The organism is Cognatundibacterium aquatile, assembly GCF_014699135.1.
GTDB lineage: Bacteria > Pseudomonadota > Gammaproteobacteria > Burkholderiales > Burkholderiaceae_D > Undibacterium > Undibacterium aquatile.
The window spans coordinates 39881-58661 of the sequence record NZ_JACOFT010000005.1 but is presented as its reverse complement, the minus strand read 5'-3'; the positions used below and the strand labels follow the sequence as shown (position 1 = coordinate 58661).

Annotated in this window: 16 protein-coding genes; 11 read left to right on the top strand and 5 right to left on the bottom strand. The window is 51.2% G+C overall.

Features of this window, described 5'->3' with window-relative positions; translation table 11 throughout:
• Positions 1 to 3 precede the first annotated feature (3 nt).
• The 3 genes from gshA to H8K26_RS13540 all read right to left on the bottom strand — a co-directional run bounded on the left by gshA (position 4) and on the right by H8K26_RS13540 (position 2833).
• Positions 4 to 1302 carry a glutamate--cysteine ligase gene (gene gshA, locus H8K26_RS13550; RefSeq protein ID WP_186884320.1) on the bottom strand — a complete coding sequence of 433 codons (1299 nt, stop codon included), beginning with the start codon at positions 1300 to 1302 and terminating at the stop codon, positions 4 to 6.
• A 138-nt stretch (positions 1303 to 1440) separates the two neighbouring features.
• Positions 1441 to 1743 carry an antibiotic biosynthesis monooxygenase family protein gene (locus tag H8K26_RS13545; RefSeq protein ID WP_190480249.1) on the bottom strand — a complete coding sequence of 101 codons (303 nt, stop codon included), beginning with the start codon at positions 1741 to 1743 and terminating at the stop codon, positions 1441 to 1443.
• Between the two features lie 76 nt (positions 1744 to 1819).
• A complete protein-coding gene (locus H8K26_RS13540; protein WP_186884318.1) occupies positions 1820 to 2833 on the bottom strand; it encodes an AI-2E family transporter in 1014 nt (337 codons plus the stop codon).
• Between the two features lie 325 nt (positions 2834 to 3158).
• On the opposite strand from H8K26_RS13540, the gene H8K26_RS13535 reads away from it, so the two are divergent.
• Entirely contained in the window at positions 3159 to 3677 is a 519-nt protein-coding gene (locus H8K26_RS13535; protein WP_186884317.1) for a glycine zipper 2TM domain-containing protein, read from the top strand.
• A gap of 194 nt (positions 3678 to 3871) precedes the next feature.
• Positions 3872 to 5332: a sensor domain-containing diguanylate cyclase gene (locus tag H8K26_RS13530; RefSeq protein WP_223827034.1), complete on the top strand. Its 1461-nt coding sequence runs from the start codon at positions 3872 to 3874 to the stop codon at positions 5330 to 5332.
• Here the strand turns inward: H8K26_RS13530 and H8K26_RS13525 are convergent.
• Both H8K26_RS13525 and H8K26_RS13520 read right to left on the bottom strand, forming a co-directional pair.
• On the bottom strand, positions 5317 to 6150 hold the full coding sequence (locus H8K26_RS13525) for a Rossmann-like and DUF2520 domain-containing protein (protein ID WP_190480245.1): 834 nt from the start codon (positions 6148 to 6150) through the stop codon (positions 5317 to 5319). The genes H8K26_RS13530 and H8K26_RS13525 overlap by 16 nt on opposite strands.
• The gene (locus tag H8K26_RS13520; RefSeq protein ID WP_390366957.1) at positions 6147 to 6800 is read right to left on the bottom strand and encodes a Crp/Fnr family transcriptional regulator; all 654 of its coding nucleotides are present in this window, start codon (positions 6798 to 6800) and stop codon (positions 6147 to 6149) included. The genes H8K26_RS13525 and H8K26_RS13520 overlap by 4 nt, the downstream gene beginning before the upstream one ends.
• Before the next feature lie 473 nt (positions 6801 to 7273).
• Between H8K26_RS13520 and H8K26_RS13515 the strand changes: the two genes are divergently transcribed.
• From H8K26_RS13515 to H8K26_RS13475, 9 genes are all read left to right on the top strand, one after another.
• Positions 7274 to 9220 carry an AMP-dependent synthetase/ligase gene (locus H8K26_RS13515; RefSeq protein ID WP_190480243.1) on the top strand — a complete coding sequence of 649 codons (1947 nt, stop codon included), beginning with the start codon at positions 7274 to 7276 and terminating at the stop codon, positions 9218 to 9220.
• 9 nt (positions 9221 to 9229) lie between these two features.
• Positions 9230 to 10018 (top strand): ABC transporter ATP-binding protein, encoded by a 789-nt coding sequence (locus tag H8K26_RS13510; RefSeq protein ID WP_190480242.1) that lies wholly within the window; start codon positions 9230 to 9232, stop codon positions 10016 to 10018.
• A 24-nt stretch (positions 10019 to 10042) separates the two neighbouring features.
• Positions 10043 to 10945: a branched-chain amino acid ABC transporter permease gene (locus H8K26_RS13505; RefSeq protein WP_186884312.1), complete on the top strand. Its 903-nt coding sequence runs from the start codon at positions 10043 to 10045 to the stop codon at positions 10943 to 10945.
• A 118-nt stretch (positions 10946 to 11063) separates the two neighbouring features.
• Positions 11064 to 12122, top strand: a complete 1059-nt coding sequence (locus H8K26_RS13500; RefSeq protein ID WP_190480240.1) for a branched-chain amino acid ABC transporter permease — start codon at positions 11064 to 11066, stop codon at positions 12120 to 12122.
• A gap of 82 nt (positions 12123 to 12204) precedes the next feature.
• On the top strand, positions 12205 to 13506 hold the full coding sequence (locus tag H8K26_RS13495) for an ABC transporter substrate-binding protein (protein WP_190480238.1): 1302 nt from the start codon (positions 12205 to 12207) through the stop codon (positions 13504 to 13506).
• Positions 13507 to 13575: 69 nt separating this feature from the next.
• Positions 13576 to 14418 carry an ABC transporter ATP-binding protein gene (locus tag H8K26_RS13490; RefSeq protein ID WP_190480235.1) on the top strand — a complete coding sequence of 281 codons (843 nt, stop codon included), beginning with the start codon at positions 13576 to 13578 and terminating at the stop codon, positions 14416 to 14418.
• A 71-nt stretch (positions 14419 to 14489) separates the two neighbouring features.
• Positions 14490 to 15737 (top strand): phenylacetate--CoA ligase family protein, encoded by a 1248-nt coding sequence (locus H8K26_RS13485; protein ID WP_190480233.1) that lies wholly within the window; start codon positions 14490 to 14492, stop codon positions 15735 to 15737.
• 206 nt (positions 15738 to 15943) lie between these two features.
• On the top strand, positions 15944 to 16402 hold the full coding sequence (locus tag H8K26_RS13480; protein ID WP_186884307.1) for a (2Fe-2S)-binding protein: 459 nt from the start codon (positions 15944 to 15946) through the stop codon (positions 16400 to 16402).
• A gap of 14 nt (positions 16403 to 16416) precedes the next feature.
• Positions 16417 to 18669 carry a xanthine dehydrogenase family protein molybdopterin-binding subunit gene (locus tag H8K26_RS13475; protein ID WP_190480232.1) on the top strand — a complete coding sequence of 751 codons (2253 nt, stop codon included), beginning with the start codon at positions 16417 to 16419 and terminating at the stop codon, positions 18667 to 18669.
• The last annotated feature ends 112 nt before the right edge of the window (positions 18670 to 18781 follow it).

The following is an 18781-nucleotide window of genomic DNA, read 5'->3' as shown; positions in this document are numbered from 1 at the left end:
CAATTAATAGATTTCAGGATCAGGATCCGTTTTTTCCAGCTCGAGTGAAGCCGCCAGCAATGCCAGCCGCGCCACCACACCATACATGTAAAAACGATTCGGTGCTGCCGTCCCTGGTTTTGCTTTCATGTCCGGCACCGCATGTTGCTGGGCAAAAGCCAGCGGCACAAACTGCATCCCCGGTGCGTTCAGATTTTCATCGATGCCACGCTCTTCATTCACACGGTAAAAGCCACCGACAACATAGCGATCGATCATATAGACGACCGGTTCAGCGACGGAATCTTTGATCTGCTCAAAGGTGTACACACCTTCTTGCACAATCACATCAGTGACGGCTATGCCATCTTTAATGACGGACATTTTATTGCGCTGTTTGCGATTCAACTCGCGGACTTCGTCGGAATGGTGCACCGTCATAATGCCCATGCCATAAGTGCCAGCATCTGCCTTGACGATCACGAACGGTTTTTCCTTGATGCCGTACTCTTTGTATTTTTTACGGATTTTCGCCAGTATCGTATCAACTGCGGCGACCAGCGCGTCTTCGCCTGTGCCATCGTGAAAATTAATCCCATTCACTTTGGTGAAAAACGGATTGAGCATCCACGGATCAATATCGACCAGTTTGGCAAATTTTTTCACCACTTCATCATACGATGAAAAATGATTACTCTTGCGGCGCATAGACCAGCCCGCGTGCAGCGGCGGCAACAAGGTTTGCTCATTGAGCTCTTCCAGAATCGCCGGTATGCCTGCCGACAAATCGTTATTCAGAACGATGGTGCACGGATCAAAATTTTTCAGCACCAGACGGCGCCCATTTTCAGAGCGCTCCAGCGGCTCGAGTATCAGCTGGCTGCCATCCGGCAGATCAATCGGCGTCGGCTCGGTAATATCTGCAGATAAAGAACCGAGGCGCACGTTCAGACCAGTCTGACGGAATATCTGCATCAGGCGGGCGATGTTTTGCAGATAAAAGGTATTGCGTGTATGACTTTCCGGGATCAGCAACAGGTTTTTGGCATCGGGACAATATTTTTCTATCGCCGCCATTGCTGCCTGCACTGACAATGGCAGCATTTCTGTTGCCAGATTATTAAATCCACCCGGAAATAAATTGGTATCGACAGGGGCTAATTTGAATCCCGCATTGCGTAAATCGACGGAACAGTAAAATGGCGGCGTATGTTCCTGCCACTCCAGACGGAACCAACGTTCGATGGCGGGCGTTGCCTCCAGAATTTTCTTTTCGAGATCGTGCAGTGGCCCGTTGAGAGCCGTGACAAGATGCGGAACCATAGTGACCTTTTTGATAAGCTGCCTGAGTCGCCGGCAGCTTTCGCAAATATCTGGGGAGCGTGCCGGCTTTTTAAGACTCTCTTAGCTTGGGGTGAAACGCAGAGAATCAAGTCAAGCCAGGGAATATCCCTACGGAATTCAGGATGATTTTGTCAGCAGGCTGAAATGCTCGACGGTTGGTGGTGCCGCAAAAAACGGACCAACGATAGAGCGCCATTGCAAAAAGGCCGGAGATTCGCGGAAATCTATCGTGTGATTTTCCAGTGTTTCCCAAAAAATCATCAGGACATAGCGTTCAGGGGACTCTATCCCCTTATTCACTTTAAAACCGCTGAACCCTTTGGCCTGGGAAATGACTTCATCCAGCCCACGCTGAATAGCAGCATCAAATTGTTCTTGTTGTCCTGGGTGAATGCGGATGTCGGCAAGTTCGAGAATCATGTTTAGCTCTTTATTTACAATGAAATGTCTGAAGTGTCTGTTGCAGAATCCTATTATGGCACCAAACGGGGCAAAATCAGACTAAGCCGCGATCACTCAATTCCTTCTTCAGATACGCATAAAACACTGGCGCGGCGACAACACCCGGCACACCGAACAGGGTTTCCATTACCAAGATGGCAGTCAATAGCTCCCAGGCCCGCGCATTGACTTGCTCTCCTATGATGCGCGCATTCAGGAAATATTCCGCTTTGTGAATTACGATCATGAAGACCAATGAAGCCATAGCCATATTCAATGAGTGCGATAACGCAACAATCACGATCACGGAGTTAGAAATGATATTGCCAGCGACAGGAATCAGGCCAGCCAGAAAGGTAATTGCAATCATAGTTTTGGTCAGCGGCAGATGCACGCCGGCCAAAGGAAGAATGACGAGCAGATAAATCGCGGTTAATACCGTATTAATCAGCGAAATTTTGAATTGTGCGAAGACAATTTTATGAAATATCTGTGCAAAGGCGGCAATCCGTTGATGTAACGCGGCGGCAAACGGTTTGTGATTGCTGTCACCACTGGCATCGCGCAAGGCCACCATGCTGCCGATGATCATTCCGAGTAATAAATGCACGATCAGATGACCAGCTTCCGGCACCAGCAATTTTGCCTCCCCCGCGTGCTCACGCAACCAATGTGTAATCATCGTCTGCAGCGCATCAACGTCTTCGGGAATATTGGCGCTCATCCACAGCGGTACCTGACTGCGTGACGACTCCAGAATATCTGCCAGTCTTTGCAGCAAATTATGCAAATTCCCGGCATCACTGCGCAAAAACACATGACACCCCCAGGTTGCCAACAGCAAACTGACGATTAATATCGCGGACAATAATGCGACCGCAATCATGCGCGGCTGGCGATGACTGAACCTCTGCGCAATCATCGGCGTCAGCATGTGTACCAGTGAATACACCAGCAACCCGGAAAATAAAGCCAGTAACAAGCCCGCTTTCAACACTAAAAATAAACTGACTGCCACAACGATATACGATGCATAAACCGAAGCACTGAGTTTTGGCGTTACCATCATGCGAATTCCTTTTTATAAGAGATGACCCACTGCCGTCATCAAAACCACCAACCAATAAATGACGTCACTGCCACAATACGCGCATTAAAACATAGTGCAGGCGAACCCAGCGACGGTAAAAACAAGAATATTTAATCGACATTCCGGCAATATTTTTGCGGCCAGTATCGTTATGCGCGATCTGACAACCTGCGTTGGAATCTGTACGCAATGTTCAGAAACATGGCTGAAACATAGATTTACATCTTTCTTGTCGTCCTTATCGGAACCTGATGCGTTAAAAGAGGACTAAACTGAACTGATGATCACTTGCATCGAGGTATATATGACATTCACACTGAAACAACTCTCCACTGCCGCTGCTTTGCTGGCAATCACCAGCGCTGGTTCCATTGCGCAGGCAGCTGATTTTGAGGATTATGCACGCGTCGTTAACGTCACACCGCAAGTTGAACAAATCAACATGCCACGTCAGGATTGCCGGACTGAATACGAAACTTATCAACGTCCACAAGAACGCAGCAACTCTGGCGGCATTATCGGCGGTATTGCCGGCGGTCTGCTCGGTAGTCAGGTTGGTGGCGGCAACGGTAAGATCGCTGCTGCTGCAGCGGGGGCAATTACTGGCGCTCTGGTTGGCGACCGTATGGACAATGGCAACAATGGTCAGCAAGGTTACGAGAGCCGCCCGGTTCGTCAATGCAGAACCGTCGATAGCTGGCAAACTCGCACGAATGGTTATGCCGTCACTTATGAGTACAACGGTCGGACTTACACCTCAGTCATGCCATATGATCCTGGTTCACGTCTGCGCTTGCACGTTTCCCTGACACCTCGTCCTTAAATCGTCTGACAATCAGCAAAAATCGCTAAATACCGTTGCTTGAATACAAAATGCCGCTAAATGCGGCATTTTTTTCGTCAACATTTCCACATGGAAAGTAATTTCCGACGCATATCCGACCGAAATAGCATGGGTTTATAGTATGATCTCGCCCAAACTTAATGCATTCGCTCCGTCTACAGTCCATGAAAAACATGTTAAAAAAATACGGTCTGCTGGTATGGCTATCTCTATTTCTGATTGCCGGTTTTGTCTTCACCACCGTTGCCGGATATATCGTCTCGCGCGATACGATACAACAAGGAATTTCGGAACAAACACTGCCTATCACCGGAGACAATGTTTATTCTGAGATACAAAAAGACATACTGCGACCGGTTTTCGTTTCTTCGCAAATCGCACATGACACTTTTGTCCGCGACTGGATCATCAACGGTGAAGAAGAGCAGGAAAGAATCACGAAATATCTGAAAGAAATCAAACTCAAGAATAAAGCGATATCCAGTTTTCTGATTTCAGATAAATCCCGCAATTACTACCATGCTGACGGCTTATTAAAGCAAATCAAAGAAGGCGAACCGCGTGACACCTGGTTTTTTCGTGTAAAAAATCTCAAATCCGCCTACGAAACCAATGTCGATCTGGATCTCGCCAATCACGACGCAGTCACGATCTTCGTCAATTACCGGATTCTTGACTATCAAGGTCAATTCATCGGCGCTACCGGTATAGGGCTGACGCTGAATACACTGAAACATCTGATTGACAGCTATCAAAAACGCTTTGATCGCCAGATTTACTTCGCTGATCAGAAAGGTAAAGTCACTCTGACCGGAAGTAATTTCAGTAAACGAGGCGACAACATCCAGACGATCAGCGGTATCCAGAGTATCTCCGAGAAAATTCTGGCGAATCGCCAAAGTGAATCCATGCATCTGGAATATCAGGGAGACAATGGAACCGTACTGGTCAACTCGCGTTATATCCCGGAACTCGGCTGGCATTTGCTGGTGGAACAAGAGGCGAATTCTGGTATCAGGCCGATTCAGAATGTGTTCCTGCTGAATCTTGGTATCAGCGCCACCATCACCATTCTGATCATGGTCATGGTTCTGCTCACAGTGCGTCGCTACCAGAAACGTCTGGAAAAATCGGCGTCAACGGACTCTCTGACGAATCTGCTGAACCGTCATGCATTTGATTTCGTTTTTCAGCAAAGCCTGCTCGACGCCGAGCGCACACGCCAACCTATGTGTGCGATTTTGCTGGATATTGATTTTTTCAAAAAGGTGAATGATAAACACGGGCATCTGGTCGGTGATCACGTGCTCAAAGAAATCGCCGCGATCGCGAAACGTTCCTTACGCGAGAGCGATGTGCTCTGTCGCTGGGGCGGCGAGGAATTTCTTATTCTGCTGAAAAACTGCACACTCGAAAAAGCAACCTCAATCGCAGAAAACCTGCGCAGTACCATTGAGAACAATGATTTTTCACGCACCACCGACCTTACCCGCACACGACTCGGCGTCACTGTCAGTATGGGCGTTGCAGAATGCCGTAGCAATGAAACCGAGGATAGTGTATTTGAGCGTGCGGATCAGGCTTTGTATCAGGCAAAAGCCAACGGGCGTAACAGCGTCTATTTCTCTGAATGATGTTTGCGAGCCGCTAATTCGACAGTGGGAGTAACGAATGCCTGATATAAATCTCCCGCAGCCGGATCCCACTGCGCCACGATCGCCTGCTGCCTGCTGACCGTTGTCATATCACCGCGCGCGATCGGCCCGGTCAGTGCTGCGGCTGATCCCAGCGTGAAGACATTCTCCAGCGATTGTCTCGCCAACGGTGCAGCCATTGCCAGCGCCAGTTCAGATGGAATCCCCGCCGACTGATAAGCGCGCAAGGCAACGTCCATCAGACTCACCAGATAATTGCTGGCAAACACAGAACCTGCGTGATACAACAATTTGGATTCAGCGCTGATCTCAACCGTCTGCGCACCGATGGCCTGCATCGCTGGCAGCAACACAGCAAGCGCCCGGCGATCGCCTTCAAGACTGCATATGGTTCCAGAAAATTGCTCCGCCACTGCTTGCGGGTCTGCAAAACTACGCACCGGATGCACACTGGCAACCGCAGCACCTGATGCCGCCGCCGCTGCGAGTTCTGTGGATGCCTTCGAGCCGCTGCAATGAAACACGATGGTATGTTCATTGATCAGTCCTTGTTCGCACAAGGCAGTACAGACCTCAGAAATATGATCATCAACAACCGCCAGCATCCACACATCTGCTGCGATTAACTCCTGCCAGTTGGCAAGTGCAGCACCGGCACCGATAAACTCTCTGGCAGACTGGGCGCTGGCAGATGTCCGGTTCAATATCTGCGTGATGGAAAATACAGCGTGCTGCTGAAAGCAACGACCGAACACCTGACCGACTTTACCCGCACCAACTATCGCCAAGGTCTTCATGCGACCACCGGTTCAGGATAACGCCGCAAACCTTCCAGATTCAAAATCGTGATACCGCCATAATCAACGGACAGCAATTGCTTCTTTTCGAGCAGTTGCAAAGCCTGATTCGCTCGTTGCCGCGACACGCTGGAAATATAGCCAATCTCCTCCTGCGATATCTGCAATTGCATACTGCTACCGGGATTCAGATAGGGATTGAACATCGCTGCGAGACAACGTGCGACGCGGGTGTCCGGATCAAGCATGCGATCATATTCCACCAAAGAAATAAACAAGCCCAGCCGTTCGTTCAACTGATGCAAGAGAAAGCGATTGAATGGAATACTGTTATCCAGCAAAAAAGTGAAGGTGCTGCGCGGCATATACGCGACGCGAGTATCACGCAGTGCAACGACATCGTAACGGCGCGGTTCAGTTTTTAATAAGGAACCCTCGCCGAACCAGCCACCCGCCAGCATACAACTGAAGGTGACCGTTTTTCCTTCTGGCGAAATACTGCTCATTTTCAGAAAACCATCTAGCACTCCCATCCAATGATCGACAGGATCGCCTTTGCGGCAAACATAACCACCGGCCGGGATAAAGCGCTCAATGATCTCATCCTCGACTTTTTGCATGTGATCCGGCGCCAGCATGTGCGCCCACATTGTCTTTGCCAGGCCTTGTTTCAGTTCACTTTTTATATTCGCCATATTTGTGCAACGCACCACCGAAAGTTGGTTCATTCCGTCAGATTGTCAGTTAAACGACAGCCGCAGCGGGTACAAGTAACTAGTATCTGATCAACAAAAAAATTATTCAGAACTGACGCAGAATCGTCCAGCGCGTTGCCACACTGCACACTGACTTGCTGGAATAAATGACGTCAGTCCTGATGGAGACATTGTAAGCGAGCTGACATGCAATCGAGCCACTTAAACACCGTTGATTGCTATACGCAGACCGGTATCGACAATGCCAGACAGTTTCAATAGCCGCAGATAACACCTGCAGTAAGTCTGATGTAGGACGTAGTGCAGAAACTCATAAAAAAAGTAGCAATCATACTGGCTGCTTAAACGATCAAAGTATCGTACAGCTGACCAGACAGGCCAATACAAATAAGGCTGGTGGTGGAGACATGACAAAGACAGAGAACACAACGTTCCCGAGATTATTGCTGGAACATGGAAAAATGCGCCCGGAGCATCCGGCGTTCCGTGAAAAAGATCTGGGCATCTGGCAAACCTGGAACTGGCAACAGGTCAACGACGAAGTGCGCGCGCTCGCCTGCGGTCTGGCGGCACAAGGGTTTCAGCGCGGCATGAACCTCGCGATTATCGGTGATAACCGCCCGCGTCTTTACTGGGCGATGATGGCAGCACAGTGCCTCGGTGGTATTCCGGTGCCTTTGTATCAGGATGCGCCGGCAGCCGACATGGCGTATGTGCTGGAAAACGCAGAAATTGCTTTTGCCGTTGTCGAAGATCAGGAGCAGGTCGATAAATTACTCGACATCAAACAACAATATGCCGGCATACAGCACATCTGCTTTGAAGATGAACGCGGTATGCGGCATTACCACCAGCCCGAACTGAGTTCTTACGCCGCCTTGCAGGAAGCCGGGCGCATGTATGACCGTACCCACCCTGAATTTTTCATGCATCAGATCGAACTCGGTCAGCCAGAAGACACTGCCGTCATGCTGTACACCTCAGGCACCACCGGTAAGCCGAAAGGCGTATGCCAGAGTCATCGCTCATTCATGACCGCTGCTGTCGGCGGTGCAGGCTTTGATCACCTGAGTGCCGACGAAGATATACTTTCCTATCTGCCGATGGCATGGGTCGGCGATCACTTGTTTTCATTTGCGCAAGCGCTGGTCACCGGCTTTACTGTGAACTGCCCGGAATCCAGCGAAACCGTGCTGACCGATCTGCGTGAAGTCGGCCCTACGTATTATTTTGCACCGCCACGCGTGTTTGAAAACATGCTGACCACCGTCATGATACGCATGGAAGATGCGGGCGCTGTCAAACAACATCTGTTTCAGTATTACATGGAAATCGCCCGCCAATATGGCTCCGACATTCTCGACGGAAAACCGGTTTCTGCGTTAGCCAGACTCAATTACCGCATCGGCGAATTTCTGATTTACGGGCCGCTGAAAAATGTACTCGGCTTATCCCGCGTCAGGGTCGCTTATACCGCTGGTGCCGCCATTGGCCCTGATCTGTTCCGTTTCTATCGCTCTATCGGTGTCAATCTGAAGCAGTTGTATGGCTCCACCGAAACCTGCGCTTACGTTTGCCTGCAACCGGATGGCAACATCAAATTTGACAGCGTCGGTCAGGCTGCACCCGGCGTGGAAGTGACGCTGGCAGACAATGGGGAAGTGCTGGTGAAATCGAGTGCCATGCTGACCGGTTACTACAAACGGCCGGATGCCACCGCCGAAGTCATCGATGAACAGGGCTATTTCCATACCGGTGATGCCGGTATTTTTGACGCCGAAGGACATCTGAAAATCATCGACCGCGCAGCAGATGTCGGCAAGCTCACCAACGGCGATATCTTTGCGCCTAACTACATCGAAAATAAACTCAAGTTTTTCCCGTTCATCAAAGAAGTCGTTGCTTTCGGCCATGACAGGGACCATGTGTGCGCCTTCATTAACATTGATATGGAAGCCGTAGGTAACTGGTCAGAACGACGCGGCATCGCCTATTCCGGTTACACCGATCTGGCCGCAAAAGCTGAGACGTATCAGCTCATCATGTCGTGCATAGAAAAAGTGAATGCCGATCTGGCCAATGAAACGCTGATGGCGGGCACACAGATACATCGCTTCCTGATCCTGCACAAAGAGCTCGACCCTGACGACGACGAACTGACCCGCACACGCAAAGTCCGTCGCAAATTTATTGCAGAAAAATATGCGGTGCTGATAGAAGCTTTGTATTCAGCTAAGCGCTCGCAATACATAGAAACGCAAGTCAAATTTGAAGATGGCCGTCAGGGTACTGTCAGTGCGGATCTGCACATCAGTGATGTCAAGACATTTGCTGCCCAGCAGCATGCGGCATAAGGAACAGCAATGACCAATAACAGAAAAACCGGTGAAGTTATTCTTGATTTGCAAGGCATTTCCTTGTCGTTTGGTGGCGTCAAAGCGCTGACAAATATTTCGTTCAACGTCAAAGAGCATGAAATCCGCGCGATTATCGGCCCGAACGGTGCAGGTAAAAGCTCGATGCTGAATGTGATCAATGGCGTCTACCGGCCGCAGGAAGGGCAGATCACCTACCGTGGCCGCCAACGCAAGGATATGAATACCTATGCAGCCGCCAAAAGCGGCATCGCCCGCACGTTTCAGAACATCGCCTTATTTAAAGGCATGAGTGTGCTCGACAACATCATGACGGGGCGGAATCTGAAAATGAAATGTAATTTTCTGATGCAGGCGCTGTATCTCGGGCCTGCACGCAAAGAAGAAATTGCCCACCGTGAAAAAGTCGAAGAAATCATCGACTTTCTGGAAATTCAACACATCCGCAAAACACCAGTCGGACGCTTATCTTACGGTCTGCAAAAGCGGGTTGAACTCGGTCGCGCGCTTGCCGCTGAACCCGAGATTTTATTGCTGGATGAACCGATGGCAGGCATGAACGTCGAGGAAAAACAGGACATGAGCCGTTTCATCCTTGATGTGAATGATCAGCTCGGCACCACCATCGTTCTGATCGAACATGACATGGGCGTCGTGATGGATATTTCTGACCGGGTTGTCGTGCTGGATTACGGTAAAAAAATCGGCGATGGCACACCGGCAGAAGTGCTGGCAAATCAGGAAGTGATCAATGCCTATCTTGGCGTTGCACACTGACACCACCGTCTTGAGGAAAACAAAATGAATCTCAGTTTTTTCTTTGAAGTGCTCATCGGTGGCCTGTTGTCCGGTGTGATGTATGCACTGGTTGCGCTTGGTTTTGTGCTGATCTACAAAGCCTCCGGCGTCTTCAATTTCGCACAGGGGGCGATGGTGTTTTTTGCCGCCCTGACCTGCGTCGGCCTCAGTGAAAAATTTGATCTGTCGATGTGGGTCGCGATACCGCTGACGATGGCCGTGATGATCGTCTTAGGTCTGGCAATAGAAAGAATCGTCTTGCGGCCACTGGTGAATCAGCCGGAGATCACACTCTTCATGGCCACCATCGGTCTGACCTTTTTCATCGAAGGGCTGGCGCAATTACTGTGGGGTTCGCAACCGCACAAGCTGACATTGCCGATCGAAGATGTGCCTATCGAATTTCTGATGGAAAAATTCAATATTCTGGTGTCGCAGTTCGATGTGATTGCCGCACTGATCTGCGCCATTCTCGTCACTGGTCTGGCACTGCTGTTTTCCAAAACAAAAATCGGGCGCGCGCTGCGGGCGGTCGCTGACGATCATCAGGCCGCGCTGGCGGTCGGTATTCCGTTGCAACAAATCTGGGGCATCGTCTGGGCGGTTGCCGGTTTTGTCGCACTGGTGGCGGGTTTGCTTTGGGGTGCACGTAATGGTGTGCAGTTTGCATTGACGTTTGTCGCGCTGAAAGCTTTGCCAGTGCTGATTCTGGGCGGCTTCACCTCGGTTCCCGGCGCGATAGTCGGTGGTCTGATTATCGGTGCCTCAGAAAAGCTGGCGGAAGTATATATAGGCCCGTTGGTTGGCGGTGGTATCGAGGGCTGGTTCCCGTATGTACTGGCATTGTTGTTTTTGCTGGTGCGGCCGGAAGGTTTGTTTGGCGAAAAAATCATACGCAGGATTTAAACAATCTTGTTCTGAGCAAACCCCAATCATATTCTGCCTTACCAGACAAAAATGGCTGGTAAGGCGCATGAATACGAAGACTTACACTAAGACTTGTATTAAGACTTAAGGAAACACTATGTTCTATCGTGAAGCAGGACAATTTAAAACCAGCTATCAGGCAGACAACCAGATATTTCCATTACGTCAGGACAGAATCGGCGTTGCCCTGTTGCTATGCGCCGCTTTTTTTGTGGTGCCATTGCTCGCCTCTGATTATGCTTTTTCCGCGATCTTTATTCCGTTTCTGATTTTTTCACTGGCGGCATTAGGCCTGAATATTCTGACCGGATATGCCGGACAATTATCGCTGGGTTCAGCTGCGTTCATGGCAGTCGGTGCGTTTGCTTCCTACAATTTCATGTTGCGTGTGCCTGGCATTCCTATCTTGCTGGCATTTGTCCTCGGCGGCATATCAGCGGCGATGGTCGGTATCGCTTTCGGTTTACCATCTTTGCGCATACGTGGCTTTTATCTGGCTGCTGCCACGCTGGCGACGCAATTTTTTGTGGTCTGGTGTCTGACAAAAATTCAATGGTTCACGAATTACAGTTCTTCCGGTGTGATTACCGCGCAGGAAATTGTGATCATGGGCATGAGCTTCAACACACCAGTCAAAAAATATCTGCTGACATTGGGCATCGTCTGTGTGATGGCCTTACTGGCAAAAAATATGGTGCGCTCGAATGTCGGTCGTTCGTGGATGGCGGTGCGTGACATGGACGTGGCAGCGGAAGTCATCGGCTTCCGGCTGATGCGCACCAAGCTGCTGGCATTCGCTGTGTCGTCGTTTTACTGCGGCATCGCGGGTGCTTTATATGCCTATGCTTATCTGGGCACGGTGGAACCAGAAGCCTATAACCTCGATCTGTCGTTCCGCATCTTGTTCATGATCATTATCGGCGGCGTCGGCTCTATTCTCGGCTCGTTTCTTGGTTCGGCATTTATCGTTTTACTGCCGGTGTTTCTGAATCTGATCGCCCATTTTTTATCGCTACCGACCAACATCGCATCGAATCTCGAATTGATGGTATTCGGCGCGCTGATTATTTTTTTCCTGATTGTTGAACCACATGGCCTTGCACGTTTGTGGCAGATCACGAAAGAAAAACTGAGACTGTGGCCTTTCCCGCATTAAGTTTTTACCGTCGTCGTTTTTTATCAATACAGAGCGCCATGCTGAAGGCGTCGTTCTACCCATACAACCAACAGGAGACAACATGAAACTGATGAAATCAATACTACTGGCATCGGCAATGATAGGTGCAGTGAATGTCGCACAGGCAGATGACCAGTACATTCCACTGCTCTCATACCGCGTCGGCCCTTACGCGGCGGGTGGCTCCGGCTTTTACGGCGGTGTCATTGATTACTTCAATCTGGTCAATGCCAAAGGCGGACTCAATGGCGTCAAGATTACATGGGAAGAGTGCGAGACTGAATACAATGCCTCGCGTGGTGTTGAATGCTATGAACGACTGAAAAAAGCACAAGGTGGCGCTTCATTAGTCGAGCCGCTCTCCACCGGCATTGCTTACGGCATTCTGGATCGTGTTGCCGAAGATAAAATCCCGATGACGACACTGGGCTATGGTCGTTCCGATGCGGCCAACGGCAAAGTGTTTCCGTATATTTTCCCGCTGATCACCAGCTACTGGAATCAGGCTGCGGCAATGACGAAATATCTGGGCGATAAATCCGGCGGTCTGGATAAGCTCAAAGGGAAAAAAATCGTTCATCTGTATCACGATTCCGCTTTTGGTAAAGAGCCAATTCCTGTCCTCGAAGCCCAGGCCAAACAATATGGCTTTGAGCTGATCAAAATCCCGGTCGCGCATCCGGGCAACGAGCAGCAATCGCAATGGTTGCAAATCCGTCAGGCCAATCCTGATTATGTGATTCTGTGGGGCTGGGGCGTGATGAATGCGGTCGCGATTAAAACGGCGCAACGCAATGGTTATTCGCGTGAAAAAATGCTGGGCGTCTGGTGGGCGGGCTCTGAGGAAGATGCGGTGCCTGCAGGTGATGCAGCAAAAGGTTATACCTCAATGACCTTTAACACGCCGGGCAATTACCCTGTACTCGATGAATTGCGCAATAAAGTCTATGCGGCGGGCAAAGGTAATCTCAGCGACAAATCCCGTATCGGTTCTGTCTATCACATGCGCGGTGTGACGGCAGCCATCCTGTGGTCAGAAGCGATTCTGAAAGCCCAGGAAAAATACGGTAAAGGCAAGCAGATGACTTCCGAGCAGATTCGCTGGGGCTTTGAAAATCTGAATGTGGATGAAGCACGTCAGAAAGCTCTTGGTGCACTTGGCATGTTCCCACCGGTGAAAACCTCGTGTGAAGACCATGAAGGTTCAGGTGCCGTCAAAGTGCAGCAATGGACTGGCGACAAGTGGAAAGCCATCACGCCGAACTGGGTCGTCGGTGATAAAGCGCTGACCCGCGCGATGCTGGAAGAATCTTCGAACAAATATGCCGCAGAGAAAAAAATCACACCGGCTTGTCTGAAGTAATTTTTCCTGAATCAGGAGATATCCGGCAACGGATATCTCTGTTACGCCGACCGTCAATACAGGCATATTATGAGCATACATTCCAATTCGTCTGAGAGCGCCATCAACAATCCCGCCTATCTCAGCGTCAACAATATCGAAGTGATCTACGATCACGTGATTCTGGTATTGAAAGGCATTTCCCTGCAAGTACCGCAAGGAAAAATTGTCGCGCTGCTGGGTGCGAATGGCGCTGGAAAATCGACCACGCTGAAAGCCATTTCCACTCTGCTGAAAAATGAACGTGGCGACATCACCAAGGGCGACATTACGTTTCAGGGACAACGTGTCGATCATCTGACGCCGAACGAACTGGTGAAACGCGGCCTGTCGCAAGTGATGGAAGGACGCCATTGTTTCGGCCATTTAAGCGTGGAAGAAAATCTGCTGACAGGCGCCTACACGCGCGCGCTCAGCCGGACTGAGCTGAAAGCAGAACTGGAAAAGGTCTATCACTACTTCCCGCGCCTGCGTGAACGCCGCCATTCGCAAGCCGGCTACACCTCGGGTGGCGAACAGCAGATGTGCGCGATAGGCCGGGCGCTGATGGCCAAGCCCAGCATGATTTTGCTGGATGAACCGTCGATGGGTATCGCGCCACAACTGGTGGAAGAAATTTTTGAGATCGTCAAAAGCCTGAATCAGCAGGAACAGGTTTCCTTCTTACTGGCCGAACAAAACACCAATATCGCGCTGCGCTACGCTGACTTCGGTTACATCCTCGAAAACGGCCGCGTCGTGATGGAAGGTGATGCCAGTGATCTCGCGAGTAATGAAGACGTCAAAGAATTTTATCTCGGTGTGTCCGGTGCCGGTCGCAAGAGTTTCCGCGACATGAAATTTTATCGTCGTCGCAAGCGCTGGCTGGCATAGCCGTACACAGCAACATATCGTAAAACATCGCAAAACATCGGCCTCCCCTTTCCTATTACGAAGAGAACGTCATGATTGAATATCTGGACGCGCTGGAAACCCGTACCCCGCACAGCCGCGAGCAGGCGCTGATGCAGCGGCTGCCATCACTGATTGCACAGGCAAAGACTGCCGCAGGATGGGCAACGATACTGAAAGATGTGTCGGCAAATGACATCAACTCGCGGCAGGCACTCGCGCAGTTACCGGTGACGCGCAAATCAGATCTCAAAACCTTGCAGCAACAACAGTTGCCATTCGGTGGATTAACGACCACCGCACCGCGCGGACTAGCCAGGATTTTTATGTCCCCCGGACCGATTTTTGACCCTGAAGGAAAATCGCCGGACTGGTGGCGCTTTGCGCGACCTATGTATGCGGCGGGCTTGCGCAGCGGTGATCTGATACAGAATTGTTTTTCCTATCATTTCACCCCGGCGGCATTTATGGTCGAAAGCGCTGCGGCCAAGCTCGGCTGCACCGTGATTCCGGCGGGTATAGGGCAAACGGAAATGCAGGTGCAGGCAATAGCAGAGCTGCGTCCGGATGCGTATATCGGCACCCCAAGTTTTTTAAAAATCATTCTGGAAAAAGCCGCCGATAGCGGTGCCGATATTTCGAGTATCAAAAAAGCGCTGGTCGGCGCAGAAGCCTTGCCGCCATCCCTGCGCCAGTGGCTGCAAGATCATGGCGTGCCGCATGTATTACAGATGTATGCCAGCGCCGATATCGGCAATATCGCCTATGAAACCATGACCGACGGTGTGCTTAATCCCGGTATGGTGCTGGATGAAGAGATCATTCTCGAAATCGTGCGTCCTGGCACTGGTGATCCGGTGGCAGAAGGGGAAGTCGGTGAAATTGTCGTAACTTCGTTCAACCCGGATTACCCGCTGATACGTTTTGCGACCGGCGATATGTCCGCGATCCTGCCCGGCATTTCACCCTGCGGCCGCACCAATCAACGCATCAAAGGCTGGATGGGGCGCGCCGATCAGACCACCAAGGTCAAAGGTATGTTCGTTCACCCTTCGCAGATTGCTGAAGTCAGAAAGCGCCATCCGCAAGTGCAAAAAGCGCGTTTGGTCGTCAGCGGCGAAATGGCGAATGACGTCATGACCTTGCATTGCGAAACGGCAGACCGCAGTGATGCACTGCAAGCCAGTATCATCGCCAGTTTGCGCGATGTGACCAAATTGCGTGGCGAGGTGCTGTTTGTAGCGGCCGGCAGTTTGCCAAATGATGGCAAAGTGATCGACGACACACGCCGCTATGAATGAGGTGCTCTGAACTGCTCATTACGCAGAATTTAAGACACACGACACTGATTGTTCACCTGTTGAGGGCGCTGAACAGCGCCCTTTTTTTCGCTCCCGCGCAGAAAAGTTCAAAATATCCTATAGTGCACGGAAAAGCGCATCCGCACGGAACGCTTTTTTGCCCGTTTTTAATATTCCCTACCCTCATCTGGCCGGAGACCCATTCCATGACGACGCTCGATATCAATAGCAAACAACATCAGGTGGACGTTGATCCATCCACGCCCGTACTGTGGGCATTACGTGACGCACTGGGTCTGACCGGTACAAAATTCGGTTGCGGTCAGGCGCTGTGCGGTGCCTGCACTGTTCACGTCAACGGTCAGGCGACACGCTCGTGTGTGACGCCAGTATCGGCAGTAGCCGGACAAAAAATCACCACGATTGAAGCCATAGGCAACGACAAAGTCGGTAAAGCGGTGCAGGCAGCATGGATCAAACATGATGTCGCCCAATGCGGCTACTGCCAGAGCGGCCAGATCATGAGCGCCACGGCTTTGCTCAAAACTAATAAAAAACCTGCCGATGCCGACATCGATGCGGCCATGGCAGGCAATATCTGCCGCTGCGGCACGTATGTGCGTATTCGCGCTGCGATTCACGATGCTGCCAGCATGCTGGCTTAATCAGGAGAACCAACATGCATTTTGAATCTCATCATCTGGACATGCCGAAACACCTACTGGCACTTACAGAAAAAAATCTGCCACAAACAGAACACTTACCGCGTCGTACTTTCCTGAAAATTGCCGGTGCTTCCGGCTTTGCACTGGGTTGCTACCCTTTGCTGGCAAGCGCGGCTGGCAGCAAGACAGATGCGGCGGCACAGGCCGCCAGCGCATTAAAGCCGACGCAACAACCCGGTGCTTTCGTCAGCATAGACAAAAATGGCATCGTCACCGTCACCATTAACCGTCTCGATTTCGGTCAGGGCGTGCAAACCGGCCTGCCATTGATACTCGCTGAAGAACTTGATGCCGACTGGTCGAAAGTCCGCAGCGTACACGGCACCAATAACCCTGCTTATGCAGACCCGGCCTATGGTATTCACCTGACTGGCGGCTCTAACTCCATCAAGCACTCATACACCCAATATCGCGAACTCGGTGCCCGCACCAAAGCCATGCTGGTGAATGCCGCGGCAGCACAATGGAAAGTCGATGCCGCTGGTTTAGTCACTGAAAACGGCTTCGTCGTCGGGCCTGGCGGTAAAAAGCTCGGTTACGGCGAACTCGCAGAAGCAGCAATGCAACAAGCTGTGCCGGAAACCGTGGTGCTCAAAGATCCGAAACAATTCAAACTGATCGGCAAACCGATCGGGCGTCTGGATGCAAAAGCCAAATCCACCGGCACACAAGACTACGGCATCGACGCGCATCTTCCCGGCATGCTGACTGCCGTGATCGCCCGCCCACCAGTATTCGGCGCGAAAATAAAATCCGTCGATGACAGTGCCGCCAAAGCGATCAAAGGCGTGCAGGCAGTACTGCGCATTCCTGGCGACCGTGGTGGCGAATCCGTTGCCGTCATTGCGAATGGCTACTGGCCAGCAAAACAAGGCCGCGATGCGCTGAAAATAGATTGGGATACCAGTGCCGTTGAAAAAGTCGACAGCGTGGCGCAATTAGCGAGCTACAAAGCGCTGGCAAAACAAGCCGGCAATCAGAAATACAAAGACGATATTTCTGCGCTGGCAACCGCGCCGCATCAGATCAAAGCCGAGTTCGTATTCCCGTATCTGGCACACACGCCGATGGAACCGCTGAATTGCACCGTCGCGATTAAAGGCGATAGCGCCGAAGTATGGACAGGCACGCAGATGCCGGGTTTCGATGGCTTGGCTGCTGCAAAAATACTCGGTATTGCCCCTGAAAAAGTGCTGGTACACACACTGATGGCAGGTGGTGGCTTCGGTCGCCGTGGCGTCACCACCAGTGATTACGTCAGCGAAGCCTGTCAGGTTGCCAAGGCCGCACAGAGCGCAGGTCTGACAGCGCCGGTACGCACTTTATGGAGCCGCGAAGATGACGTTAAAGGCGGCTACTACCGTCCTATGCATCTGCACACCGCGCATCTGGGCTTTGATGCGAGCGGCAATATTCTCGGCTGGGATCATGTGATTGTCGGGCAATCGATCGTTGCCGGTACCTTATTTGAATCTATGATGATCAAAGACGGTATCGACGGCACTGCGGTTGAAGGCATGAAAGAACCGTACACCATGCCGATGCGCCTGACCGTGCATCATCCTAAACAAAATGTGCCGGTATTGTGGTGGCGCAGCGTCGGTTCAACCCACACCGCCTTTGTGATGGAGACGCTGATCGACGAAATCGCTGCCACCACAAAACAAGACCCGGTCGCGTATCGCCTGAAACTCATGGCGGGCAAACATCCGCGTCATGAGGCAGCGCTGCAGATGGCGGTGGAAAAATCCGGCTATGGCAAAAAGAAACTGCCCGCAGGTCAGGCGTGGGGCGTTGCCGTGCATGAGTCTTTTGAATCTGTGGTGGCCTATGTCGTTACTGCCACCATCAAAAACGGCGTGCCGAAACTGCTGACCGCCACCGCTGGCGTGCATTGCAATCTGGCAGTCAACCCTAAGAGCGTGGAAGCACAGGTACAAGGTGGCGCCTTGATGGGTTTATCGATGTGCCTGCCGGGTGCGGCGATCACACTCAAAGACGGCGTGGTCGAACAAAGCAATTTCGGCGACTACGTTGTGCCACGCATTACCGACATGCCAAAAGTTGCGGTGCATATCGTGCCAAGCGCCGACGCACCAAAAGGTATGGGTGAACCTGGCTTGCCAGCACTCGCCCCGGCATTTGCGAATGCACTCGCGCGTCTGAACGGCAAGCGCTTACGCGAACTGCCATTTAAAATGGCATAAATCATCCGGCAAAAAAAATAAACCGGGCTGATAGTACTCTGTATCAGCTCTTCTTTCTGCCACAAAAAGGCGCATCGGCTAACTCAGCGATGCGCCTTTTTTTTATTTATTC